At 63.5% G+C, this 23,134-nt stretch carries 24 protein-coding genes; 18 read left to right on the top strand and 6 right to left on the bottom strand.

What is annotated here, in order from left to right; all coding sequences use genetic code 11:
• Nucleotides 1–34 precede the first annotated feature (34 nt).
• Both Q7U29_RS20045 and Q7U29_RS20040 read left to right on the top strand, forming a co-directional pair.
• A complete protein-coding gene (locus tag Q7U29_RS20045; protein ID WP_304744203.1) occupies nucleotides 35–799 on the top strand; it encodes a thioredoxin family protein in 765 nt (254 codons plus the stop codon).
• A 487-nt stretch (nucleotides 800–1,286) separates the two neighbouring features.
• Nucleotides 1,287–1,658: a DUF2794 domain-containing protein gene (locus tag Q7U29_RS20040; protein ID WP_304744202.1), complete on the top strand. Its 372-nt coding sequence runs from the start codon at nucleotides 1,287–1,289 to the stop codon at nucleotides 1,656–1,658.
• A 151-nt stretch (nucleotides 1,659–1,809) separates the two neighbouring features.
• Here the strand turns inward: Q7U29_RS20040 and Q7U29_RS20035 are convergent, their stop codons facing one another.
• The 4 genes from Q7U29_RS20035 to Q7U29_RS20020 form a co-directional block, all read right to left on the bottom strand.
• Nucleotides 1,810–2,340, bottom strand: a complete 531-nt coding sequence (locus tag Q7U29_RS20035; protein WP_304744200.1) for a GNAT family N-acetyltransferase — start codon at nucleotides 2,338–2,340, stop codon at nucleotides 1,810–1,812.
• Between the two features lie 83 nt (nucleotides 2,341–2,423).
• Nucleotides 2,424–3,239: a Bax inhibitor-1/YccA family protein gene (locus Q7U29_RS20030; RefSeq protein ID WP_304744198.1), complete on the bottom strand. Its 816-nt coding sequence runs from the start codon at nucleotides 3,237–3,239 to the stop codon at nucleotides 2,424–2,426.
• Between the two features lie 283 nt (nucleotides 3,240–3,522).
• A complete protein-coding gene (locus Q7U29_RS20025; RefSeq protein WP_304744225.1) occupies nucleotides 3,523–6,090 on the bottom strand; it encodes an ABC transporter permease in 2,568 nt (855 codons plus the stop codon).
• A gap of 23 nt (nucleotides 6,091–6,113) precedes the next feature.
• A complete protein-coding gene (locus Q7U29_RS20020) occupies nucleotides 6,114–6,851 on the bottom strand; it encodes an ABC transporter ATP-binding protein (protein WP_304744196.1) in 738 nt (245 codons plus the stop codon).
• On the opposite strand from Q7U29_RS20020, the gene Q7U29_RS20015 reads away from it, so the two are divergent.
• The 16 genes from Q7U29_RS20015 to Q7U29_RS19940 all read left to right on the top strand — a co-directional run bounded on the left by Q7U29_RS20015 (nucleotide 6,850) and on the right by Q7U29_RS19940 (nucleotide 22,139).
• Nucleotides 6,850–7,554, top strand: a complete 705-nt coding sequence (locus Q7U29_RS20015; protein ID WP_370691794.1) for an arylesterase — start codon at nucleotides 6,850–6,852, stop codon at nucleotides 7,552–7,554. The genes Q7U29_RS20020 and Q7U29_RS20015 overlap by 2 nt on opposite strands.
• A gap of 134 nt (nucleotides 7,555–7,688) precedes the next feature.
• Nucleotides 7,689–8,225, top strand: a complete 537-nt coding sequence (thpR, locus tag Q7U29_RS20010; RefSeq protein ID WP_304744194.1) for an RNA 2',3'-cyclic phosphodiesterase — start codon at nucleotides 7,689–7,691, stop codon at nucleotides 8,223–8,225.
• Between the two features lie 218 nt (nucleotides 8,226–8,443).
• On the top strand, nucleotides 8,444–9,628 hold the full coding sequence (gene zapE, locus Q7U29_RS20005; RefSeq protein ID WP_304744193.1) for a cell division protein ZapE: 1,185 nt from the start codon (nucleotides 8,444–8,446) through the stop codon (nucleotides 9,626–9,628).
• A gap of 174 nt (nucleotides 9,629–9,802) precedes the next feature.
• Nucleotides 9,803–10,771, top strand: a complete 969-nt coding sequence (gene mdh, locus Q7U29_RS20000; protein WP_304744191.1) for a malate dehydrogenase — start codon at nucleotides 9,803–9,805, stop codon at nucleotides 10,769–10,771.
• A 175-nt stretch (nucleotides 10,772–10,946) separates the two neighbouring features.
• The gene (gene sucC / locus Q7U29_RS19995) at nucleotides 10,947–12,143 is read left to right on the top strand and encodes an ADP-forming succinate--CoA ligase subunit beta (protein WP_304744189.1); all 1,197 of its coding nucleotides are present in this window, start codon (nucleotides 10,947–10,949) and stop codon (nucleotides 12,141–12,143) included.
• 4 nt (nucleotides 12,144–12,147) lie between these two features.
• Nucleotides 12,148–12,627: a DUF1579 family protein gene (locus Q7U29_RS19990; protein ID WP_304744187.1), complete on the top strand. Its 480-nt coding sequence runs from the start codon at nucleotides 12,148–12,150 to the stop codon at nucleotides 12,625–12,627.
• Nucleotides 12,628–12,664: 37 nt separating this feature from the next.
• Nucleotides 12,665–13,549, top strand: a complete 885-nt coding sequence (gene sucD / locus Q7U29_RS19985; RefSeq protein WP_304744185.1) for a succinate--CoA ligase subunit alpha — start codon at nucleotides 12,665–12,667, stop codon at nucleotides 13,547–13,549.
• A gap of 132 nt (nucleotides 13,550–13,681) precedes the next feature.
• Nucleotides 13,682–16,654 (top strand): 2-oxoglutarate dehydrogenase E1 component, encoded by a 2,973-nt coding sequence (locus Q7U29_RS19980; protein WP_304744184.1) that lies wholly within the window; start codon nucleotides 13,682–13,684, stop codon nucleotides 16,652–16,654.
• A 163-nt stretch (nucleotides 16,655–16,817) separates the two neighbouring features.
• The gene (odhB, locus tag Q7U29_RS19975; RefSeq protein ID WP_304744182.1) at nucleotides 16,818–18,062 is read left to right on the top strand and encodes a 2-oxoglutarate dehydrogenase complex dihydrolipoyllysine-residue succinyltransferase; all 1,245 of its coding nucleotides are present in this window, start codon (nucleotides 16,818–16,820) and stop codon (nucleotides 18,060–18,062) included.
• Nucleotides 18,063–18,071: 9 nt separating this feature from the next.
• On the top strand, nucleotides 18,072–18,479 hold the full coding sequence (locus tag Q7U29_RS19970; protein ID WP_304744181.1) for a hypothetical protein: 408 nt from the start codon (nucleotides 18,072–18,074) through the stop codon (nucleotides 18,477–18,479).
• Nucleotides 18,466–18,777 carry a pentapeptide repeat-containing protein gene (locus Q7U29_RS19965; protein ID WP_304744180.1) on the top strand — a complete coding sequence of 104 codons (312 nt, stop codon included), beginning with the start codon at nucleotides 18,466–18,468 and terminating at the stop codon, nucleotides 18,775–18,777. Before Q7U29_RS19970 ends, Q7U29_RS19965 begins: the two co-directional genes overlap by 14 nt.
• Nucleotides 18,778–18,853: 76 nt before the next feature.
• Entirely contained in the window at nucleotides 18,854–19,600 is a 747-nt protein-coding gene (locus Q7U29_RS19960; RefSeq protein WP_304744178.1) for an SDR family oxidoreductase, read from the top strand.
• Between the two features lie 25 nt (nucleotides 19,601–19,625).
• On the top strand, nucleotides 19,626–19,880 hold the full coding sequence (locus Q7U29_RS19955; protein ID WP_304744177.1) for a DUF4160 domain-containing protein: 255 nt from the start codon (nucleotides 19,626–19,628) through the stop codon (nucleotides 19,878–19,880).
• Nucleotides 19,873–20,163 (top strand): hypothetical protein, encoded by a 291-nt coding sequence (locus Q7U29_RS19950; RefSeq protein WP_304744175.1) that lies wholly within the window; start codon nucleotides 19,873–19,875, stop codon nucleotides 20,161–20,163. The genes Q7U29_RS19955 and Q7U29_RS19950 overlap by 8 nt, the downstream gene beginning before the upstream one ends.
• Before the next feature lie 14 nt (nucleotides 20,164–20,177).
• The gene (gene lpdA / locus Q7U29_RS19945; RefSeq protein ID WP_304744173.1) at nucleotides 20,178–21,581 is read left to right on the top strand and encodes a dihydrolipoyl dehydrogenase; all 1,404 of its coding nucleotides are present in this window, start codon (nucleotides 20,178–20,180) and stop codon (nucleotides 21,579–21,581) included.
• Between the two features lie 27 nt (nucleotides 21,582–21,608).
• Nucleotides 21,609–22,139, top strand: a complete 531-nt coding sequence (locus tag Q7U29_RS19940; protein ID WP_304744172.1) for a hypothetical protein — start codon at nucleotides 21,609–21,611, stop codon at nucleotides 22,137–22,139.
• A gap of 105 nt (nucleotides 22,140–22,244) precedes the next feature.
• Here the strand turns inward: Q7U29_RS19940 and Q7U29_RS19935 are convergent, their stop codons facing one another.
• Both Q7U29_RS19935 and Q7U29_RS19930 read right to left on the bottom strand, forming a co-directional pair.
• A complete protein-coding gene (locus tag Q7U29_RS19935; RefSeq protein WP_304744170.1) occupies nucleotides 22,245–22,835 on the bottom strand; it encodes a DUF4337 domain-containing protein in 591 nt (196 codons plus the stop codon).
• 106 nt (nucleotides 22,836–22,941) lie between these two features.
• Nucleotides 22,942–23,134 (bottom strand): tyrosine-type recombinase/integrase (locus tag Q7U29_RS19930; protein ID WP_304744169.1); only part of this gene is annotated, 193 nt, incomplete at its 5' end.

Genomic DNA, 23,134 nt, shown 5'->3' with positions numbered 1-23,134 from the left:
TGGCCTTGACGCGAATGCCGGTCGGTTCTTTGGTATGACAGTGTTGATGGCCTATAACTCTATTTCGCGGTGGTCGGGGGCGCTTGGCGTCTGCGCCATCGTTGCGATCATCCGTCCCGCCCATGCCGACCCGCGCGCGGTGGTCGAGCTGTTCACGTCGCAGGGATGCTCGTCATGTCCGCCCGCCGACAAGATCATCGGCGAACTGGCCAGGGATCCCAACGTGATCGCGCTGAGCATGCCGATCGACTACTGGGATTATCTCGGCTGGAAGGACACGCTGGCGGATTCACGCTTCAGCGCGCGGCAGAAAGCCTATTCGGCAGCGCGCGGCGATCGCAACGTCTACACACCGCAGGTCATCGTCAATGGATCGGTGCAGGTGATCGGCAGCGATCGCGCCAGGATCGACGGCGCGATCGGCGATACCGCGAAGGTGGACGGCGTGATGTCGGTGCCGGTGTCGATCACGCTGGCCGGCAAGCAGGTGACGGTTTCGGTCGCGGCCTCGACCAAAGGCGCCGCTGCCTCACTCGGCGAAGTCTGGATCTGTTCGGTCACCAGGGAAGTGCCGATTGCCATCGGCAAGGGCGAGAATCGCGGCCAGAAGGTCACCTACTACAATGTGGTGCGCAACCTGCTCAAGGTCGGCGACTGGAATGGCTCTGCCGGCAGCTGGACCGTGCCGCTGGAGAATATTTCCCGCGAAGGCATCGATGCCGCAGTTGTGTTTGTCCAGGGCGGCAGCCGGGAAAAGCCCGGCGCGATGTTAGGGGCGGCGTCCACGTCGCTGCACTGAAATTTCCCGAACGTCATTCCGTGTGCAATTGCACATCTGAGGGTTCGCGCTACGCGCGCCCCCGGAATGACGGCATTTGTGAGCGTGCCGTCTGTCGACGCCGGAATCACGCGCACCCCCAAAAGAAAAAGGACCAACTTTCGTTGGCCCAGTATGGGGATAAACTATCCTGCGAACAGGCCCGATCCCGACTGCCCCGGGGGGCTGGGGGCTGAGGAATCCGGAGCTGAAAGGACCGGGCCAACGCAGGATTTATTTATCGCAACCCGAAAGGGCGGTCGCTTGGCGGAAGTAGGGCGGTATTATGATTCCGCTAACGTTCCCGTGACGATGTTTTGCGGGGCTGTAACCTTCGGTCGCGGGTGAATTCGATCGCCGGGACCTCTTGCAGCCGCGCCCGGTTGGCGCGATCATGTCTTTCAGATGACAGGTGTTTCAGATGACAGGTCTTGGAGATGACAGGTCCTGGAGATGACAGGAGGCGCCCATGAGCTCAATGTCGGAGGAAGCTGATCCAAGCGAAACGCGCGCGGCGGCGCGCAATGTCGCTGCGAGTCCGCTGCCGGGCCTTGTGACATTCAATCGTATCGAACTCAATCGCATTCTGAATCTGTACGGGCGCATGGTCGCCGACGGCGAATGGCGCGACTACGCCATCGATTTTCTGAAAGACCGCGCGGTGTTCTCGGTGTTCCGCCGCGCCTCGGAAGTTCCGATCTACCGGATCGAGAAAGATCCGCGGCTGGCGCGCAAGCAGGGAATCTACAGCGTGATCTCGGCGAGCGGGCTGATCCTGCGCCGCGGCCATGAACTCGATCGCGTGCTGCTGGTGATCGACCGCAAGCTGGCCGTGGTGTGAAACCCTGAGATCCTCATCCTGAGGAGCCGCGCGCGTTTTCGCGCGGCGTCTCGAAGGATGGCAGCGGGCAATGTGCCAGATGGTTCGAGACGTGCACCGGGCAGCGCAAGCGCGCTGACCGGACGCACTCCTCACCATGAGGAAGCGTAATTCAACCTGCCGGCAGCGTGCCCCCGCCATCGCCCAGCGCGCGCTGCATCATCACGGTGTCGAGCCAGCGGCCGAATTTGAAGCCGACATCGGGATGGGTCCCGATCATCTGAAATCCGCATTTGGTATGCACGCCGATCGATCCGGCGTTGGCGGAATCGCCGATCACCGCGATCATCTGGCGATAGCCGCGGGCTTCGCATTCGGCGATCAGCCGTTGCAGCAATTGCAAGCCCACCCCGCGCCGGTGGATTGACGGTTGAAGGTAGACCGAATTTTCCACCGTGAAGCGATAGGCCGGCCGTGGCCGGTAGGCGCCTGCATAGGCGTATCCGATCAACTGGCCTTCCATTGTGGCGCTGAAATAGGGGAAGCCGCCTTCCATCAGCACGCCGAAGCGCCGGGTCATCTCGGCGAGGTCGGGCGGGATCAGCTCGAAGGTCGCGGTGCCGTAGCGGACCGCGTGTTCGTAGATCCCGGTGATGGCGGGCAGGTCGGCCGCGGTGGTGGGTCTGATCTCGAGAGTTTGCATGGTGTGGAGATTATTTTACTCCACGCAAAAGAAAAGCCCCGGCCGCAAGGCCGGGGCTCGAATTACTCCGCTTGAGCGAGCGGTCAGTCGCGCTGACCGAGCAGCTGCAGCAGCAGCGTGAACAGGTTGATGAAGTTCAGGTAGAGCGACAATGCGCCGGTAATCGCCGCACGTTCTGCCACTTCACCGCCTTCCGACGCGTAGCCGTAGATGTACTCGTTCTTCAGCCGCTGGGTATCCCAGGCGGTGAGGCCCGCGAACACCAGCACGCCGACGACCGACACGATGAACTGCAACATCGAGCTTCCGAGGAAGATGTTGACCACGCTCGCGATGATGATGCCGAACAGGCCCATGATCAGGAACGAGCCCATGCCGCTCATGTCACGCTTGGTGGTGTAGCCGTAGAGGCTCAACGCGCCGAAGGTCGCCGCGGTGATGAAGAACACCCGAACGATCGAGGTGTGCGTGTACACCAGGAAGATCGACGACAGCGAGATGCCCATCAGCGCCGCGAACGCCCAGAACATCAGCTGTGCCGTGGCGGGCTTGAGCCGGTTGATGCCGAACGAGATCGCGAACACCATGGCGAGCGGCGCCAGGATGAACACCCATTTCAGCGGGCTCGCGAACATCATGTGGCCGAACGAGGTCAGGAACTGGCCTTCGGCGACCCGGAAAGCCTGACCGGTTGCCGATCTGAACGCCTCGGCCATGTCGCTGGTGACGGCGAATTTATAGACGCCGAGCGCCGCGAGGCCGGTGATGGCCAGGCCGATCGCCATGTAGTTGTAAATGCTCAGCATGTATGAGCGCAGACCGGCATCGACGGTCGCAGCGTCAATGTGCCCGGCGGCCCGGCCGAAAGGAGAAGCGTAGTTGCGGTCTAGGTCCGACATGGTCGAATTCCCATTTGTTGGCCCGGCGGAGCAAGGGTTTGCGACGCCAGCTAGAAACTATCTCAGATACCGTCTCGTCTGACACTCATTCGCGTCAACAAGCCGGCGTCTGACCCGATTGGCATGTGGGAAACTAACACATTCACTGCAAGCTTCCACGCGCGGCTGAATGTCGCTCTGCGGCATGTTATCCGGCGGCGCCCAACGCGGGAGTGCTGAAACTCCCCGTAAACGGCCGGTTCGCGGCAGTCCGCGTTAACCCTGCGGCCACCTGTTCAATTTGTCACAAATTCCGCAGCACGGTAGCCGGCTTCTGGTTCAGCGCCAGCAGCGTGCCGAGCAACCCGAGGCCCACCGTCACGATCAGCGCCGCTGCCACCACGCCGGCGGCGCTGCCGGCCTGCCAGATGAAACTCAGCGTCATCAGCCGGGTCACGATCAGCCAGGCGGCAACGGAACCGGCGATCACCCCGAAAATCGCGGTGGCAAAGCCGATCATCAGATATTCCAGCGCGTAGGCGCCGAGCAGCCGTGCCCTTGTGGCGCCCAGGGTTTTCAGAATGACGGCGTCGTAGACCCGGTGGCGGTGGCCGGCGGCCAGCGCGCCGCCGAGCACCAGAATGGCCGATATCAGGGTCACGATGCTGGCGCCGCGGATCGCCAGCACCAGGTTGGTCACGACCGTGCCGATGGTTTCGAGCGCCTCGCGGACCCGCACGCTGGTCACCATCGGGAAGGCGTCGGCCACCGCCTTGACGATCCGGGCATCGCCGGCCGGGTCCGGGTGGGCCTCGGTCAGGGTCGCGATATGGGTATGCGGCGCGCCCTTGAAGGCGTTGGGCGAGAAGACCAGCGCGAAATTGATGCCGAGGCCCTGCCAGTCCACGGTGCGCATATTGCCGATGCTGGCCTTGATGTCGCGGCCGAGCACATTGACGACGATCTCGTCGCCGATCGTCACTCCGAGTCCGTCGGCGATTTTCTTCTCGATCGAGACCAGCGGCGGACCGGCATAATCAGCCTGCCACCATTGGCCCTCGACCACCTTGGATCCCTTGGGGATTTCGCCGGTATAGGTCAGGCCGCGGTCGCTCTGCAGCACCCATGCGATATCGGACGAGGGCTTGAGGTCTTCGGCCTTGACGCCGCGGGCGCCGACGATGCGGCCGCGCAGCATCGGTACGTCCTCGACGGTCGATTGCGGCGCGGTCTGCTTCAGGAAGGCGTCGAAGCGCCCGGACTCGCCGGTCGGAATATCGATGAAATAGAACGACGGCGCGCGGTCGGGCAACGCCGCCAGGAATTGCCGCCGCAGATTGCCGTCGATCTGGGTGATGGTGACCAGCACCGCGAGGCCGAGCCCGAGCGACATCACCACCGAGGGCGTCAGCGCGCCGGGCCGGTAGATATTGGCGATCGCCAGCCGCAGCATGGTGATGCGGGTGCGCGGCAGGCGTCGCGCCAGCGCCATCAGGCCGGCGGCGATGCCGCGCAGCAGCGCGAACACCACGATCGAGGAGGCCACGAACACCGCCGCGACCCGCTTGTCATAGGCCAGCCCGATCGCCACCGCGATCAGCAGCGCGATCACGGCAGCCATCAGCACCAGATAACCCCAGCGCGGGCGATGCCATTCGCTGCTGACCGCCTCGCGGAACAGCGCCGCCACCGGGACGTCATGCACCCGGCCGAGCGGCCACAGTCCGAAGGCGAGCGCGGTCAACAGGCCGTAGACGAACGACAGCGCGAGCTCATCGAGATGCAGCGCCGGCACCACCGGCAGCGGCAACAGCTTGCCGAACACGCCCACGATGGCGAAGGGCAGTGCCGCGCCGGCGACGAGGCCGATCACCGAGCCGACGGTGGCGAGCACGACCACCTGGGTCAGATAGATGGTGAAGACGTCGCGGCCGGTGGCGCCCAGCGCCTTGAAGGCGGCGATGACGTCGCGGCGGCGATCGATGTGGCTCTTGACGGCGTTGGCGACGCCGACGCCGCCGACCAGCAAAGCGGCGAGGCCGACCAGGGTCAGGAACTGGGTGAAGCGGTTGATGGTGCGTTCGAGTTGCGGCGAGGCGTTGCCGCGGCTGCGAATCTCCCAGCCGGCCTCGGGCAGGGTGCTGCGTGCATCGTTGGCGAGCGCGGTCGCGGCGCGATCATTGGCGGCGGTATCGGGCAGTCTTACCCGGTAGATCCAGCGCACCAGGCTGCCCGGCTGCAGCAATTCGGTGGCGCGCAGGCCGGCTTCGCTGACCAGGAATCGCGGGCCCAACCCGACGCCGCCGGCCAGTTTGTCCGGCTCGGCCGAGACCACGCTGCGAATCTGGAATGTCGCATTGCCGACCGAGATGCGGTCACCGATCTTGAGATCGAGCCGCGCCAGCAGAATCGAATCGGCCGCCGCGCCGAACGCACCATCCCGCTCCGCCAGCACATCCGCCACCGGCATCTTGGGTTTGAGCGTCAGTTCGCCGAGCATCGGGTAGGCGCCGTCCACCGCCTTGAGCTCGACCAAGGCGAGACGGCCATCGCCGGTGCGGGCCATGCCGCGCAGCGTTGCCGCCACGGATACCTCGCCGCGCGATCGCAGAAACGCGATTTCGTCCGGCTTGGCCTCGCGCTGGATCAGGGAGAAGGCGACGTCGCCGCCGAGCAGGGTGCGGCCCTCGCGCGCCAGCCCGTCGCTGAGGCTAGCCGCCACCGAGCCGACTCCGGCAATCGCCATCACGCCGAGCGCGATGCAGGCGATGAACACATAGAAGCCGCGCAGGCCGCTGCGTAATTCGCGCAGGGCGTAACGCAAGGCGAGCGAAGCCCCGCGGCTGCCGCCGGAGGCGGGTTCGGCGGCCATGCCTTCGGCGGTCCTGACAAGACTCATGAAGCGGCTTCTTTATCGGCCGGCTGGGTGTTGTCGATCCGGCCGGAGCGCAGCCGCACCACGCGGTCGCAGCGCTGCGCCAGCGAGGTGTCGTGAGTCACCAGCACCAGGGTCATGCCGCGCTCGGCATGCTTGGTGAACAGGAGATCGACGATCTGCTTGCCGGTGGCTTCGTCGAGATTGCCGGTGGGCTCGTCCGCCACCAGGATCGCCGGATCGGGCGCCAGCGCGCGGGCCAGTGCGACGCGCTGCTGTTCGCCACCGGACAATTGGGTGGGGTAATGATGCAGGCGGTCGCCGAGACCGACCGACGTCAGCTCGTGCGCCGCGCGCCGGGACGCATCGGGATTGCCGGCGAGTTCCAGCGGCACCGCGACATTTTCCAGCGCCGTCATGGTCGGGATCAGATGAAACGACTGGAACACGATGCCGACCTGGCGGCCGCGAAAGCGCGCCAGCGCGTCCTCGCCGAGGGCATTGAACGGGGTGCCGCTGACCACCACCTCTCCGCTGTCAGGACGCTCCAATCCCGCCATCACCATCAGCAGGGTGGATTTTCCTGACCCGGAGGGGCCGATCAGGCCGATCGCTTCGCCTGGAGCGACCCGCAGGCTGATATCCTTGAGGATATGAACGCGCGCCGCGCCCGTACCGAGCGAGAGGTTGACGTTCGAGATGGCAATGGTGTCCGGCGCGAGGCCGGCCAGTGATGAGGATTTGATGAGACTGTCCATGGTCCGCTCATATGGCACTTCCTTACGACAGGTCGAGGGGGCACGGCGGATGTTCGCGCACATGCTCGTGTTGAGCCTGCTGCTGCTGGCGCCCGCCGCGGCTTATGCCCAGACGACGGCGGCCCGGGAGACAAAGCCGGTGAAGATGGTCGTTTTGGGTGATTCGCTGAGTGCGGGCCTTGGCCTGTCGGCCCCTGCGGCGTTTCCGGCGCGGTTACAAAAGGCCTTGCAGTCCAAAGGGATAGCCGTTGACATGATCAACGCCGGGGTTTCCGGCGACACCTCTTCGGGCGGCCGCGACCGGCTCGACTGGTCGGTGCCGGAGGGAACTCAGGCGGTGATTCTCGAGCTCGGCGCCAATGACGCGCTGCGCGGCATCGATCCCAAGGTCACCCGATCGGCCCTGACCGACATCCTGACGCGGCTGAAGGCGCGCGGGATCTCGGTTTTGCTGTGCGGGATGTTGGCGCCGCCGAATTACGGAGCCGACTACTCGGCCCGCTTCAACGCGATCTATCCCGATATCGCCCGGCAGTTCGGCGTGCCGCTGTATCCGTTCTTCCTCGAGGGTGTCGCCACCGAGGCCAGGCTCAATCAGCCGGACGGGCTGCATCCCACCGCGGAGGGCATCGACGTCATCGTCAAGAACATCCTGCCCACGGTAGAGGCATTTCTCGGCGCGATAACAGGGCAACCCAGTTGAAAAACAGGCAGCGATAACCTTAGGCACAGGAGTTTTCTCAGGGCCCCATGCCGGAAGCTTCGCAGAGTCACATTCCTGCGCTAAAAATAATTATCGGTGATTCGGTACCGGGTTCTGCATCGGGAGTCCTTGCGATGCCGCGTTTGTTCACTGGACTGGAAATCCCGGCCGAGATCGGCCAGACGCTTTCCAATTTGCGCGGCGGACTTCCGGGGGCGCGCTGGATCGACCCCGAAAATTATCACGTCACCTTGCGCTTCATCGGCGATATCGACGGCGTCGCGGCGAACGAAATCGCCTCGCTGCTGTTTCGAATCAACCGCAAGCCGTTCGAAGTGGCACTGCAGGGCCTGTCGAGCTTTGGCGGGAAAAAGCCGCGCGCGGTGGTCGCCTCGGTGGTGCCGAGCCGGCCCCTGATCGAGCTGCAGGCCGAGCTGGAACGCCTGATGCAGCGTATCGGGCTCGACCCCGAGGGCCGCAAATTCACCCCGCATGTGACGCTGGCGCGGCTGCGCGACGCCTCCAACCAGGACGTCGCCGACTATCTGTCGGTGCGCGGCTATTTCCCGACGCGGGTGTTCACGGCGTCGCGCTTCGTGCTGTTCTCCTCGCGCGCGTCCACCGGCGGGGGGCCCTATGTGGTCGAGGATTCATACGCGCTGAGCGCGTGATCGACGGTCTCGTGCCCCGGACGCAGTGCAGCGCGCCGCCTTCGGCGTGATGCACTGCAGAGCCGGGGCACAGACACATAACCAAAGGCAAAAATGGGTCCCGGCTCTGCGGAGCAGCGTGAAGAACGCTGCACCGCGTCCGGGACACGAGACAGCGCATACCCCTCACACCATTTCACGGCTTGCATTTTTCGCCCCGCTAGGGCCGTAAGGGGGCCATGCTGTCTCCGCCCGACGCCTCGTTCCGCGCCCATTATCAGAGCCTCGTGTCTTCGGGCGCGATTGAGGCCGATGCTGCGCAGGCGGAGGCCGCCGAGGCGTTAGCGGGCCTCGAGGCGCGGCTCGCCGGCTACAAGCCGCTGCGCAAGCAGAGCCTGTTCGGCCGGCTGTTCGCCGACAAGGACGAGCCGCCGCCGAGCGGCCTCTACGTCCATGGCGAAGTCGGGCGCGGCAAGACCATGCTGATGGATCTGTTTTTTCAGCACAGCCCGGTGGTGCACAAGCGCCGCGCCCATTTCCACGAATTCATGGCCGAGGTGCATGAGCGGATCTATGGCTATCGCCAGAACATCAAGCGCGGCGAGATCTCCGACGGCGATGTGATCGGGCTCACGGCAGCTGCGATTTTCGACGAGGCCTGGCTTTTGTGCTTCGACGAATTCCACGTCACCGACATCGCCGACGCGATGATCCTCGGCCGGCTGTTCTCAAAACTGTTCGAGCTCGGCACCGTGGTGGTGGCGACCTCCAACGTCGCGCCCGAGGATCTCTACAAGGGCGGCCTCAACCGCGCGCTGTTCCTGCCCTTTATTGCCCAGATATCCACGCATATGGACGTGCTGCAGCTCGACGCCCGTACCGACTTCCGGCTGGAAAAACTCGCGGGTGTGAAAATGTGGCTGGTGCCGGCGGATCACGCCGCAGCGGCCGCGCTCGACAAGGCCTGGATCAAGATGACCGGCAATGCGCCCTGCCGGCCGCGCGATATCGCGATCAAGGGCCGCAAGCTGCATGTGCCGTGTTCGGCGCATGGCGTGGCGCGGTTTTCCTTCGCAGACATCTGCGAGAAGTCGCTGGCCGCTTCCGACTATTTGCGACTCGCGCACGATTATCACACCATCATGATCGATCGCATTCCGGCGATGGATTATGCCGATAGGAACGCCGCCAAGCGCTTCATCACGCTGATCGACACGCTGTATGACAACGCGGTGAAACTGATGGCCTCCGCCGAGGCCGATCCGCTGTCGCTGTATGTCGCGACCGAAGGCCATGAGGCCAACGAGTTCAAGCGGACGTCGTCGCGGCTGATCGAGATGAGCTCGGAATCCTATCTGGCGCTGCCCCACGGCCACAAGGATTCGGCGGCCAGCGGGTCGAGCTCGGGGCTGGTGGAGACATAGGCTCGTCATTCCGGGATGCGCCACTTGGCGCAGGCGCGCTGGTATACCTCTGACCGAAATCAAGGCAGGGTCGATAATTGGGCATAGGTTGACTTGAACGGGTCCCGCGAAAGGGATAACCAGCCATCCAGCTTCTTCTATCCTCCTCCTTGACCTTTACAGGACAGATTTCCCATGGCGCGTGACAAGATTGCTTTGATTGGCTCCGGTCAGATCGGTGGAACACTGGCTCATCTCATCGGCCTGAAGGAGCTCGGCGACGTCGTGATGTTCGACATCGCCGAGGGCGTGCCGCAGGGCAAGTCGCTCGATATCGCGCAATCGTCGCCGGTTGACGGTTTCGATGCGCATTTCACCGGCGCCAATTCTTACGAGGCGCTCGACAATGCCAAGGTCTGCATCGTCACCGCCGGCGTGCCGCGCAAGCCCGGCATGAGCCGCGACGATCTCCTCAGCATCAATCTCAAGGTGATGGAGCAGGTCGGCGCCGGCATCAAGAAATATGCCCCCGACGCCTTCGTCATCTGCATCACCAATCCGCTCGACGCCATGGTGTGGGCGCTGCAGAAGGCCTCTGGCATGCCGCACAAGAAGGTGGTGGGCATGGCCGGCGTGCTGGATTCCTCGCGCTTCCGCTATTTCCTGGCCGACGAGTTCAACGTTTCGGTCGAGGACGTCACCGCCTTCGTGCTCGGCGGCCATGGCGACACCATGGTGCCGCTGGTGAAATATTCCACCGTGGCCGGCATTCCCCTGCCCGACCTGGTCAAGATGGGCTGGACCTCGCAGGCGCGGATCGACGAGATCGTCGACCGCACCCGCAACGGCGGCGCCGAGATCGTCAACCTCTTGAAGACCGGCTCGGCGTTCTATGCGCCGGCGGCTTCCGCGATCGCGATGGCCGAGAGCTACCTGCGCGACAAGAAGCGGGTGCTGCCCTGCGCGGCCTATCTCAACGGCGAATACGGCGTGAAGGATATGTATGTCGGCGTGCCCGTTGTCATCGGATCGAAGGGTGTCGAGCGTATTGTCGAGATCGAGCTGGCCGGCAAGGACCGCGAAGCCTTCGACAAGTCGGTCGGCGCGGTGCAGGGTCTGGTCGATGCCTGCAAGAAGATCGCGCCGGATCTGCTCGGCCGCTGACCCCGTCTGGATTGTCCGGGGTTCGCCTGAATGCGGACCCCGCGATCCGGCGCAACAACAGGCGCCGGGATTTCCGAAGCAGTATGGATTTGCAGTGGCCGTGGTATATGGTATGCCAGATGGCAAAAGCGGGTGAATTCTAAATTCGCCGCATGAAGGTTTGGGGAACGTCCAGATGAACATCCATGAATACCAGGCCAAGGCGTTGCTGCGGGAATTCGGCGTGGCGGTGCCGCGCGGGGTTGCCATTCTCAAGGCGTCCGACGCCGACATTGCCACCGACGAACTCGGCGGTCCGGTCTGGGTGGTGAAGAGCCAGATCCACGCCGGGGGGCGCGGCAAGGGGAAATTCAAGGAAGCCTCCGCCGGCGACAAGGGCGGCGTGCGCGTCACCAAGTCCGCCGCCGACGTCAACCAGTTCGTCAAGCAGATGCTGGGCGCGACGCTGGTGACCGAGCAGACCGGACCGGCCGGCAAGCAGGTCAACCGGCTCTACGTCGAGGAAGGCTCCGAGATCGACAAGGAGTTTTACCTGTCGATCCTGGTCGACCGCGAAACCTCCCGGGTAGCGTTCGTGGTGTCCACCGAAGGCGGCGTCAACATCGAGGAAGTCGCGCACAAGACGCCAGAAAAGATCGTGACCTTCTCGGTCGACCCGGCCACCGGCATCATGCCCCATCACGGCCGCACCGTTGCGAAGGCGCTGGGCCTGTCCGGCAATCTCACCAAGCAGGCCGAGAAGCTGGTGAAACAACTCTATACCGCCTTCACCGCCAAGGACATGGCGATGCTCGAGATCAACCCGCTGGTCATTACCAAGGGCGGCGATCTGCGCGTGCTCGACGCCAAGGTGTCGTTCGACGACAATGCGCTTTACCGCCATCCCGAAGTGGTAGCGCTGCGCGACGAGACCGAGGAGGACGCCAAGGAAATCGAGGCGTCGAAATACGACCTGAATTACATTACGCTCGACGGCATCATCGGCTGCATGGTCAACGGCGCCGGTCTCGCGATGGCGACCATGGATATCATCAAGCTCTACGGCATGGCGCCGGCGAACTTCCTCGACGTCGGCGGCGGCGCCGACAAGGCCAAGGTCACCGCGGCGTTCAAGATCATCACCGCCGATCCCAACGTGAAGGGTATCCTGATCAACATTTTCGGCGGCATCATGAAGTGCGACATCATCGCCGAGGGCGTGGTGGCGGCGGTGAAGGATGTCGGCCTGAAAGTGCCGCTGGTGGTGCGGCTGGAAGGCACCAATGTCGAAGCCGGCAAGAAGATCATCTCGGATTCCGGGCTCAACGTGCTGACCGGCGACAACCTCGACGATTCCGCGCAGAAGATCGTCAAGGCCGTCAAGGGAGGCTAGGCCCATGGCGCAGGACCATCTCGCCGCACCGACGCCGCTCGGGGAGCATCGCAGGCTCGCGGCGTTCGCGGGCGAGTGGACCGGCGAAGAGATGGTGTATCCGTCGCGCTGGACCGCCGGTGGTCCCGCCGTCTCGCACGTTACGGCCCGCATCGACCTCAACGGCTTCTATCTGATCCAGGACACCCGCCAGACCCGCGACGGCCATGAAACCTTTGCGACGCATGGCGTGTTCACCTATGACCGCGAAGACCGGCTCTACAAATTGTTCTGGCACGATTCGCTCGGCTATTACCCGCCGTCGCCGGCCTCCGGCGGCTGGAGCGGCACGACCCTGATCCTGGTACGCGGCTCGCTGCGCGGCAATGCGCGCCATGTCTACGAAATCATCGACGACAACAGCTACAGCATGAAAATCCAGTTCTCGCCTGACTCGGAAGGCTGGGCCGACGTGCTCACCGGCGTTTACCGGCGCATCCACTGATCCCTTTGACCCGCCGTCCGCGAAAGCAAATCCAGACATGTCCATCTTGATCGACAAGAATACCAAAGTCATCTGCCAGGGGTTTACCGGCAAGAACGGCACCTTTCATTCGGAAGCGGCGATCGCCTATGGCACCAGGATGGTCGGCGGCACCTCGCCGGGCAAAGGCGGGTCGGTGCATCTCAATCTGCCGGTGTTCGACACCGTGGCCGAGGCGCGGGAAAAGACCGGCGCCGATGCCAGCGTGATCTACGTGCCGCCGCCGGGCGCGGCCGACGCGATCTGCGAAGCCATCGATGCGGAAATTCCGCTGATCGTCTGCATCACCGAGGGCATTCCGGTGCTCGACATGGTGCGCGTCAAGCGCTCGCTGGCGGGATCGAAGTCGCGGCTGATCGGACCGAATTGCCCCGGCGTGATGACCGCCGGCGAATGCAAGATCGGCATCATGCCGGCCAACATCTTCAAGCCCGGCAATGTCGGCATCGTGTCGCGCTCGGGCACGCTGACTTACGAAGCCGTGTTCCAGACCAGCCAGGAAGGCCTCGGCCAGACCACCGCGGTCGGCATCGGCGGCGATCCGGTCAAGGGCACCGAATTCATCGACATGCTGGAAATGTTCCTGGCCGATCCCAAGACCACCTCGATCGTCATGATCGGCGAAATTGGCGGTTCCGCCGAGGAAGACGCCGCCCAGTTCATCCGGGACGAGGCCAGGCGCGGCCGATCCAAGCCGATGGTCGGCTTCATCGCGGGTGTCACTGCCCCTCCCGGCCGCCGCATGGGCCATGCCGGCGCGATCATCTCCGGCGGCAAGGGCGACGCCGGTTCCAAGACCGCGGCGATGGAAGCGGCCGGTATCACGGTCTCGCCGTCCCCGGCGCGGCTCGGAAAGACTCTTGTCGAAAAGTTGAAGTCTTAATTCAATCCTTGGTTCTTTTCGGGGCGAACATTCGCCCTAAATAGGGTAAAAGGTGCCCTATCAGGCTGATCCGGTGCCCGGATTGGCCGTTGCGCCGTATTCCATGCGCTCGAAAATCACCAGGACGCCCTTATGTCTCGCCAAGATGCGAACGCCGCCTTTGCCCTCTCCTCGTTTTTGCAGGGCACCAATGCTCCTTATATCGACGATCTCTACGCCCGCTACGAGAAGGACCCCAATTCGGTCGACGCCGACTGGCAGGCCTTCTTCAAGAGCCTGAAGGACGCTCCCGCCGACGCGCAAAAGAACGCAGACGGGCCGTCCTGGGGCCGGGACAACTGGCCGCTGACGCCGCGCGACGACCTGACCTCCGCACTCGACGGGAACTGGGCGCAGGTCGAAAAGGTCGTCGGCGCCAAGCTCGCAGCCAAGGCGCAGGCCCAGCCCAAGGGCGAGAAGACCAGCGAGCTGACGGCAGCCGATATCCATCAGGCCACCCGCGATTCGGTCCGCGCCCTGATGCTGATCCGCGCCTACCGCATGCGCGGCCACTTCCACGCCAAGCTCGACCCGCTCGGGATCGAACCGGCGCGCGACCGCGAAGAGCTCGATCCGCGGTCCTACAGCTTCACCGAGGCCGACTACGATCGCAAGATCTTCCTCGATCACGTGCTCGGCCTCGAATACGCGACCCTGCGCGAGATCGTCGCGATCTGCGAGCGGACCTATTGCCAGACGCTCGGCGTCGAGTTCATGCACATCACCAACGGCGCGCAGAAAGCCTGGATCCAGGAGCGCATCGAGGGCCCGGACAAGGAAATCAGTTTTACCCGCGAAGGGCGTCGCGCCATTCTGATGAAGCTGATCGAGGCTGAAGGCTTCGAGAAGTTCTGCGACGTAAAATTCACCGGCACCAAGCGGTTCGGCCTCGACGGCGGCGAATCGCTGATTCCGGCGCTGGAGCAGATCATCAAGCGCGGCGGCAATCTCGGCGTGAAGGAAATCGTGGTCGGCATGCCGCATCGCGGCCGCCTCAACGTGCTGACCCAGGTGATGGGCAAGCCGCATCGCGCGCTGTTCCATGAATTCAAGGGCGGCTCGGCCAATCCGGACGCGGTCGAGGGCTCCGGGGACGTCAAATATCATCTCGGCGCCTCGTCGGACCGCGAGTTCGACAACAACAAGATCCATCTGTCGCTGACCGCCAACCCCTCGCATCTCGAAATCGTCGACCCCGTGGTGCTCGGCAAGGTGCGCGCCAAGCAGGACCAGCATGGCGATCCGCCGGACATGCGCATTTCGGTGCTGCCGATGCTGATGCATGGCGACGCCGCGTTCGCCGGCCAGGGCGTGGTGGCGGAATGCTTCGCGCTGTCCGACCTGAAGGGCTACCGCACCGGCGGTTCGCTGCACTTCATCGTCAACAACCAGATCGGCTTCACCACCTATCCGCGCTATTCGCGCTCGTCGCCCTATCCGTCCGACGTGGCGAAGATGATCGACGCGCCGATCTTCCATGTGAACGGCGACGATCCGGAAGCGGTGGTATTCGCGGCCAAGGTGGCGATCGAATTCCGGCAGAAATTCCACAAGCCGGTCGTCATCGACATGTTCTGCTACCGCCGGCATGGCCATAACGAAGGCGACGAGCCGGCATTCACCCAGCCGGTGATGTACAAGCGCATCGCCACGCATCCCGGTACCGTCGAGATCTACTCCAAGCGGCTGATCGCCGAAGGCGTGATCACCGAGGGTGAAGTCGAGAAGGCCAAGGCCGACTGGCGCGCCCGGCTCGATGCCGAGCTCGAGGCCGGTGCGGGCTACAAGCCCAACAAGGCCGATTGGCTCGACGGCAAATGGGCCGGGTTCAAGTCGGCCGACCAGGAAGAGGATCCGCGCCGCGGCGTTACCGGCGTCGATGTCGAGGTTCTCAGGGATATCGGCCGCAGGATCACCAAGGTGCCCGACGGCTTCCGGGTCCATCGCACGGTGCAGCGGTTCCTGGAAAACCGTGCCAAGGCGATCGACAACGGCGTCGGCATCGACTGGGCGACCGGCGAGGCGCTGGCGTTCTGTACGCTGCTGGAGGAAGGCCATCACGTCCGGCTGTCGGGACAGGATTCCGAGCGCGGCACCTTCTCGCAGCGGCACTCGGTGCTGATCGATCAGGAGGACGAGAGTCGCTACACGCCGTTCAATCATCTCGGCGTCGACCAGGGCCATTACGAAGTCATCAACTCGCTGCTGTCGGAAGAAGCGGTGCTCGGCTTTGAGTACGGCTACTCGCTGGCGGAACCGAAGGCGCTGGCGGTCTGGGAAGCGCAGTTCGGCGATTTCGCCAACGGCGCGCAGGTGCTGTTCGACCAGTTCATCTCGTCCGGCGAGCGCAAATGGCTGCGCATGTCCGGCCTCGTCTGCATGCTGCCGCACGGTTATGAAGGGCAGGGACCGGAGCATTCTTCCGCCCGGCTGGAGCGCTTCCTGCAGATGTGCGCCGAAGACAACATGCAGGTGGTGCACGCCACCACCCCCGCCAATTTCTTCCACGTGCTGCGGCGCCAGCTGCACCGCGAAATCCGCAAACCGCTGATCCTGATGACGCCAAAGTCGCTGCTGCGGCACAAGCGCGCGGTATCGCGGCTCGACGAACTCGGCGCCGACACCACGTTCCACCGCCTGCTCTACGATGATGCGGCGATGCTGCCGGACGAGAAGATCAAGCTGGTGTCGGACGACAAGATCCGCCGCGTCGTGCTGTGCTCGGGCAAGGTCTATTACGATCTGTACGACGAGCGCGAAAAGCGCGGCATAGACGACATCTACCTGATGCGCGTCGAGCAGCTCTATCCGGTGCCGCTGAAGGCGCTGGTGCACGAGCTCGCGCGCTTCAAGGGCGCCGAACTGGTCTGGTGCCAGGAAGAGCCGCGCAACATGGGCGCGTGGCATTTCATCGAGCCCTATCTCGAATGGGTGCTGAACCAGATCCACGCGCCGAACAAGCGTCCGCGCTACGCCGGACGCGCGGCCTCGGCGGCGACCGCTACCGGTTTGATGTCGAAGCATCTGGCGCAGCTCAAGGCGTTCCTGGACGACGCGCTGGGCTGAACAAACTTTCATTCGTCATCCCCCGCGAAAGCGGGGGATCCAGTACCCGGCGCCGTTCGACCCGATCCTGACCGTCCCGGCGTACTGGATCGTCCGCCCCCGGTGCGCAATCGCGCACAAGGCGGACGATGACAGCAGAATTGATTATTGAGGAAACAAAACGATGACTGAAATTCGCGTTCCGACACTCGGCGAGTCCGTGACCGAGGCCACCATCGGCCGCTGGTTCAAGAAGGCCGGCGATGCCGTGGCGGTCGATGAACCCCTGGTCGAACTGGAGACCGACAAGGTCACGATCGAGGTTCCGGCGCCCTCCGCGGGCACGCTCGGCGACATCATCGCCAAGGACGGCGAGACCGTCGCGGTCGGCGCGTTGCTCGGCCAGATCAATGACGGCGCCGTCGCTGCCGCCAAGCCCGCCGCGGCACCCGCCAAGGCTGCCGCACCTGCTGCACCGGCGCCCGCTGCCGCAGCCCCCGCGGCCGCGCCAAAGGCTCCTGCGGCAGACGCGCCGCTGGCGCCGTCGGTGCGCAAGATTTCCGCCGAGAGCGGCGTCGATGCCGCCACGGTGCCCGGCTCCGGCAAGGATGGACGGGTGACCAAGGGCGACATGCTGGCTGCGATCGAGAAGGCGGCCTCGGCGCCGACCCCGGTCAATCAGCCGGCCGCCGCGGTGCAGGTGCGGGCGCCATCGCCGGCCGACGATGCCGCGCGCGAGGAGCGCGTGAAGATGACGCGGTTGCGCCAGACCATCGCGCGCCGCCTCAAGGACGTGCAGAACACCGCCGCGATGCTGACGACCTTCAACGAGGTCGACATGAGCCACATCATGGCGATGCGCGCGCAGTACAAGGACGTGTTCGAGAAGAAGCACGGAGCCAAGCTCGGCTTCATGGGTTTCTTCACCAAGGCCTGCGTGCAGGCGCTGAAGGACATCCCGGCCGCCAATGCCGAAATCGACGGCACCGACCTGATCTACAAGAATTACTATCACGTCGGCGTCGCCGTCGGCACCGACAAGGGCCTGGTGGTGCCTGTCGTGCGTGACTGCGACAACAAGTCGATCGCCGACATCGAAAAGAACATTGCCGATTTCGGCCGCCGCGCCCGCGACGGCCAGCTCAAGATCGACGAGATGCAGGGCGGCACCTTCACCATCACCAATGGCGGCATCTACGGTTCGCTGATGTCGACGCCGATCCTGAACGCGCCGCAGTCCGCCATTCTCGGCATGCACAAGATCCAGGAGCGCCCCGTCGCCATCGCCGGCAAGGTCGAGATCCGCCCGATGATGTATCTGGCGCTGTCCTACGATCACCGCGTCATCGACGGCAAGGAAGCGGTGACGTTCCTGGTCCGCGTCAAGGAAAGCCTGGAAGATCCGGCACGGCTGGTGCTGGATCTGTGATGGCGATAGATGGCTGAATGGGTCGCACTTTCAGAACTGATCAGAAATGCGGCGCTGACGATTGCCGCTGTAGTAGGCAGCCTTTTGGCATGGCGGCAGTTGTCGCCTGCCGCGTTGCAGGCCAAATCCGCAAATGCTCAAGCGGCACTCGCAAGGCGCGCTCATGTGACGGAGCTATTTAATCGAGCGGCGGGGCAACTGCGTGATCCGAACCTTGAGGTTCGCCTGGCGGCGATCTATGTTCTTCGGGAGGTCGCGAAGGATTTTCCCGATCTTTCGAATCCTGTTTTCGAGCTTCTTCAGGCTTATTTGAGAGCGGGTAGCATCGATTATGGCGACGACGATCCGCCGATCGACATCAAGGAAATCATGAAGACGCTTCGAAGTAGACTTGGAGAATCCGATGCTGAAATCTAAGGATGTTACCCAAGCTAGCACTCTCGATTTGCATGGAGCTTTCGTCAGGCGGACCGATCTCAGTGGTGCCTCGCTTCGGGGTGCCAATATGACCAAGGTCGATGCAACAAATGCAGTTTTTCGAGGGGCTGATTTTGCGGGAGCGCTCCTCGATGGAGCTATCCTGAGGGGAGCAGATTTGACCGGGGCTAAAAACCTTACTCTGGAACAGCTCTCCAGTGCGGTTATCGACGATCAAACGACCCTCCCGACTTACATTGATCGAGAAAAACTTCACCTTTTAACAACGGTGAAATAGCACCTCCTCCCGGTGCCTGCGCCGATGTTGGGTGCTGACCAAGGGGGAGTTCATCCGGGTTTTCTAGGGGGCAGATTTGACCGACAGAGTAGTGATTATCACCGGCGGCAGCCGTGGCATCGGCCGCGCCACGGCGATTGCGGCCGCCGCGCGTGGCTTTCGCGTGGTCGTCGGTTACGCTTCGAATGAAGCCGCGGCGCGCCAGGTGGTCGCCGCCATCGAGGGTCGGAACGGCAAGGCGATCGCGGTGAAATGCGACGTCGGCGACGAGCACGACATCCTCGCGATGTTCAAGGCGGCCGACGGTTTCGGGACGCTCGGCGCGCTGGTCAACAATGCCGGCATCGTCGGAACCACGTCGCGGGTCGACGAGATGTCGGCCGAGCGGATCCAGCGCATGATGGCGGTCAACGTCACCGGCAGCATTCTGTGCGCGCGCGAGGCGGTGAAGCGGATGTCGACCCGCCACGGTGGTCAGGGCGGCGTCATCGTCAATTTGTCGTCGGTAGCCGCCAAGCTCGGTTCGCCCAACACCTATGTCGATTACGCAGCATCCAAGGGCGCGATCGATTCCTTCACCATTGGCCTCGGACACGAAGTCGCCGGCGAGGGCATTCGTGTCGCCGCGATCCGGCCCGGCCTGATCGACACCGAAATCCACGCCTCGGGCGGCGACCCCGACCGCGCGCATCGGCTCGCTACTGGCGTTCCGATGAAGCGCGTCGGCACATCAGACGAAATCGCCAGCGCCATCGTCTGGCTGATGTCGGACGATGCCTCCTACGTGACATCAGCCATTCTCGACGTATCGGGCGGGCGCTAATACCTCTGTGATAGCGGAGAAGGCTGTGCCCGTTGTTGCAATCGTCGATGGAGTGAAGATCGAGTTCTATCCGGATGAGCATCCTCCGCCGCACTTCCATGCCCGTTCCGCCGAATTTGTGGCCCAGATTGAAATCCGAAACTGCAGGGTTTTGCGTGGTTCGCTGCCTCCCGCGAAACTCAACCGTGTGCTATCCTGGGCCGCCCGACATCAGTCGGGATTGATGAATGCCTGGACCGCCGTGGAAGAATTGCGGAAGCCGGAGAAGATAAATGACTGACATAGTCGCCATGCAAAGTGTCGAGCCGGTCATATTCGGCGTCGTCAAGATTGTCTGGGTGGATGGTTTTGCCGGTGTCGTGGACTTGCGGCCGCTGTTCACGAAGGGAGAAATGTTCGAATTTCTCCGCACCACCCCCGCACGTTTTGACGATGTCAAACTCGAGGAGCACGGTCACAAAATCTTCTGGCTCGACGATCAGGGAGACGAGATCGACTTCGGGTCGGATTCCTTGCGTCAACGCGCCGAGCGTCAAGCCGGTCTTCTTCACCTCGCTAGCTGAATAGAAAGTTTTTCATGGCTTCCTACGATCTCGTTATCATCGGCACCGGCCCCGGCGGATATGTCTGCGCGGTGCGCGCGGCGCAGCTCGGCATGAAGGTCGCCGTGGTCGAAAAAAACGCCACGCTCGGCGGCACCTGCCTCAATGTCGGCTGCATGCCCTCGAAGGCACTGCTGCATGCCTCCGAAATGTTCGAGGAGGCCGGGCATTCCTTCGCCAAAATGGGTATCAGCGTGTCCGCGCCGAAACTCGACCTGCCCGCGATGATGAATTTCAAGCAGCAGGGCATCGACGGCAACGTCAAGGGCGTCGAGTTCCTGATGAAGAAGAACAAGATCGATGTCATCCCCGGCAAGGGCAAGGTGCTCGGCACCGGCAAGGTCGAAGTGTCAGGCGCCGACGGCAAGACTCAGCTGGTCGAGACCAAAAACATCGTGATCGCCACCGGCTCCGATATCGCGCGGCTGAAGGGCATCGAGATCGACGAGAAGCGCATCGTGTCGTCGACCGGCGCGCTGGCGCTCGACAAGGTGCCTTCGAGCCTTCTGATCGTCGGCGCCGGCGTGATCGGGCTCGAGCTCGGCTCGGTGTGGCACCGGCTCGGCGCCAAGGTCACCGTGGTGGAGTTCCTCGACCGCATCCTGCCGGGCCTGGACGGCGAGGTGGCAAAGCAATTCCAGCGCATTCTCGAAAAGCAGGGGTTTGCCTTCAAGCTCGGCGCCAAGGTCACCGGCGTCGATACCTCGGGCAAGACGCTCTCGGCCAGTGTCGAGCCGGCGGCGGGCGGGGCTGCCGAAAAGCTCGAAGCTGACGTGGTGCTGGTCTGCATCGGGCGCGTTCCCTACACCGAGGGCCTCGGCTTGAAGGAAGCCGGTGTCGTGCTCGACAATCGCGGCCGCGTCCAGATCGATGCGCATTTCGCCACCAGCGTGAAGGGCGTGTATGCGATCGGCGATGTCGTGGCGGGTCCGATGCTCGCGCACAAGGCCGAGGACGAAGGCGTCGCCTGCGCCGAAATTCTCGCGGGGCAGGCCGGCCACGTGAATTACGACGTTATACCCGGCGTTGTGTATACTACGCCGGAAGTGTCGGCCGTCGGCAAGACCGAGGAAGAGCTGAAGCAGGCCGGCGTCGCCTATACGGTCGGCAAGTTTCCGTTCACCGCCAACGGCCGTTCCAAGGTCAACCAGACCACGGATGGCTTCGTGAAGATTCTCGCAGATGCGAAGACCGATCGGGTGCTCGGTGTGCACATCATCGGCCGCGAAGCAGGGGAATTGATCCATGAGGCCTGCGTCTTGATGGAGTTCGGCGGCTCCGCCGAGGATCTGGCGCGCACCTGCCACGCCCATCCGACTCGCTCGGAAGCCGTCAAGGAAGCCGCGCTTGCGGTCGGCAAACGCGCCATCCATATGTGATCTGCGCCCGGCCGGGCGGAGACAACATTGATGCGCCGCCTGTTCAAGCCACTCTGGGTCCTGCTCGCGGTCATCTTCCTGATCGAGGCGTGGCTGTGGGATCACCTCGAACCCGTCGTGGAGCGGGTGGTCGCGCGGATTCCGCTGCGCGCTTTCAAGCATTGGCTCGCCGAAAAAATCGCTGCGTTGTCGCCGGCGCTGACGCTGATCGTGTTCGTCGTGCCCGCCATCCTGCTGTTTCCGCTGAAGCTGCTGGGGCTTTGGCTGCTGACCCATGAATACTGGATCAGCGCCGTCACGATGATGGTGTTCGCGAAATTCCTGGGCCTCGGCGTGACAGCCTTCATCTTCGATCTGACGCGGCCGAAACTGCTGCAGATGCAGTGGTTCGCAAAGATCTATGAGTGGGTGCTGGCATTGCGGGCCAAAGCCGCCGAGCTGGTCAATCCGATCAAGCTGCGGATCAGGGAAGCCATGCGCAGCGATGGCGATGGCTGGCTATCGCGGACGCGGCAACTGATCCAGCGCTTCCGCAAGAACGCGCACGAAGCGCGGTGAGCGTGCGCAGTGTTTTGATACGGCCTTTCGGCGAACTCGGTTTCCACCTCTCCCGATGGGAGAGGCGAGACTGGGTCCGCTGAGAGCTTGGTTAGAATCCCAAGCTCACATCAAATGCACCGCATGGGGCGCGAACAGGCCGATCGCCGTGAAGGCCAGGCCGGTGACCGCCAACAAGCCCGCGACCCAGGCCAGTGCGATCATGCCGGTGATGATGGTGGCCGATGCCAGCACGATGCCGATCTGGAACGCCGCCGAGGCGACCTCGTAATGATGGTATTTCGCCAACGAGAGATCGCGGGCATGCTCGGCCTGCTTGGCGCGCGAGGCCAGCTGCTCCGAGCCTTCGCCGGTTTCCGGCTCCGAGCGGTAGCGCGCCGCGGTCTTCTTCCAGTTCTCGATCTGCTTCACCAGCGCTGCCTTGGCGGCATCGTCTCCCATCACGCCGAGGCTCAAGCGGGCCTGATCCGAGGTCGCCTCGACCACCGTGCGGCGGATGCTCTTGGCCTGGAAGAACGCCCACAGGTTGGAGGCCTCGACGTTCTTGCTGATGGAGTCGGTCTGCGCACCCTTGCCCAGCGTTTCCGAGAACGCCAGAAACAACGCGATAACGGCGATCAGCAGTGCGATGTTCTTGTTGGAGCCGGAAGCGTGCTCGGCATGCTCCGCGTGCTCCATGCTTTCATGTGCGCCCATGATTCTCTCCCCCTGGTGGAATACATCCACGATTGACCGAACACCGTCGCCTGCGCAAGTGCCAAGCCGATGTGACGCCAGTGTGTCAGGTTGGAGAGAATTGTTTCTACGCGCGCGGATGCGCCGACTTGTAGACTTCCAGCAGCCGCTCAGAGTCGATCCCGGTGTAGATCTGGGTGGTCGAGAGCGAAGCGTGGCCGAGCAGCTCCTGGATCGCGCGGAGGTCACCGCCGCGGTTCAGCAGATGGGTGGCGAAGGAATGCCGCAGCGCATGTGGCGTGGCGCTGTCGGGCAGGCCG

Origin of the sequence: Bradyrhizobium sp., assembly GCF_030654605.1 — a bacterium.
Lineage (GTDB): Bacteria > Pseudomonadota > Alphaproteobacteria > Rhizobiales > Xanthobacteraceae > Bradyrhizobium.
Note: the sequence above shows the minus strand (reverse complement) of the source record. Positions and strands in the feature narration are given on the sequence as shown.

Excerpts from the sequence above, each read along its gene's own strand:
- lpdA (WP_304744173.1), top strand. The coding sequence starts at position 20,178 with ATGGCTTCCTACGATCTCGTTATCATCGGCACCGGCCCCGGCGGATAT.
- thpR (WP_304744194.1), top strand. The coding sequence starts at position 7,689 with ATGCCGCGTTTGTTCACTGGACTGGAAATCCCGGCCGAGATCGGCCAG.
- Q7U29_RS20035 (WP_304744200.1), bottom strand. The coding sequence starts at position 2,340 with ATGCAAACTCTCGAGATCAGACCCACCACCGCGGCCGACCTGCCCGCC.
- Q7U29_RS20025 (WP_304744225.1), bottom strand. The coding sequence starts at position 6,090 with ATGGCCGCCGAACCCGCCTCCGGCGGCAGCCGCGGGGCTTCGCTCGCC.
- Q7U29_RS19980 (WP_304744184.1), top strand. The coding sequence starts at position 13,682 with ATGTCTCGCCAAGATGCGAACGCCGCCTTTGCCCTCTCCTCGTTTTTG.
- zapE (WP_304744193.1), top strand. The coding sequence starts at position 8,444 with ATGCTGTCTCCGCCCGACGCCTCGTTCCGCGCCCATTATCAGAGCCTC.
- Q7U29_RS20030 (WP_304744198.1), bottom strand. The coding sequence starts at position 3,239 with ATGTCGGACCTAGACCGCAACTACGCTTCTCCTTTCGGCCGGGCCGCC.
- Q7U29_RS19935 (WP_304744170.1), bottom strand. The coding sequence starts at position 22,835 with ATGGGCGCACATGAAAGCATGGAGCACGCGGAGCATGCCGAGCACGCT.
- Q7U29_RS20045 (WP_304744203.1), top strand. The coding sequence starts at position 35 with ATGACAGTGTTGATGGCCTATAACTCTATTTCGCGGTGGTCGGGGGCG.
- Q7U29_RS19950 (WP_304744175.1), top strand. The coding sequence starts at position 19,873 with ATGACTGACATAGTCGCCATGCAAAGTGTCGAGCCGGTCATATTCGGC.
- Q7U29_RS19990 (WP_304744187.1), top strand. The coding sequence starts at position 12,148 with ATGGCGCAGGACCATCTCGCCGCACCGACGCCGCTCGGGGAGCATCGC.
- odhB (WP_304744182.1), top strand. The coding sequence starts at position 16,818 with ATGACTGAAATTCGCGTTCCGACACTCGGCGAGTCCGTGACCGAGGCC.
- Q7U29_RS20040 (WP_304744202.1), top strand. The coding sequence starts at position 1,287 with ATGAGCTCAATGTCGGAGGAAGCTGATCCAAGCGAAACGCGCGCGGCG.
- Q7U29_RS19965 (WP_304744180.1), top strand. The coding sequence starts at position 18,466 with ATGCTGAAATCTAAGGATGTTACCCAAGCTAGCACTCTCGATTTGCAT.
- Q7U29_RS19970 (WP_304744181.1), top strand. The coding sequence starts at position 18,072 with ATGGCTGAATGGGTCGCACTTTCAGAACTGATCAGAAATGCGGCGCTG.
- Q7U29_RS20020 (WP_304744196.1), bottom strand. The coding sequence starts at position 6,851 with ATGGACAGTCTCATCAAATCCTCATCACTGGCCGGCCTCGCGCCGGAC.
- sucC (WP_304744189.1), top strand. The coding sequence starts at position 10,947 with ATGAACATCCATGAATACCAGGCCAAGGCGTTGCTGCGGGAATTCGGC.
- mdh (WP_304744191.1), top strand. The coding sequence starts at position 9,803 with ATGGCGCGTGACAAGATTGCTTTGATTGGCTCCGGTCAGATCGGTGGA.
- sucD (WP_304744185.1), top strand. The coding sequence starts at position 12,665 with ATGTCCATCTTGATCGACAAGAATACCAAAGTCATCTGCCAGGGGTTT.
- Q7U29_RS20015 (WP_370691794.1), top strand. The coding sequence starts at position 6,850 with ATGGTCCGCTCATATGGCACTTCCTTACGACAGGTCGAGGGGGCACGG.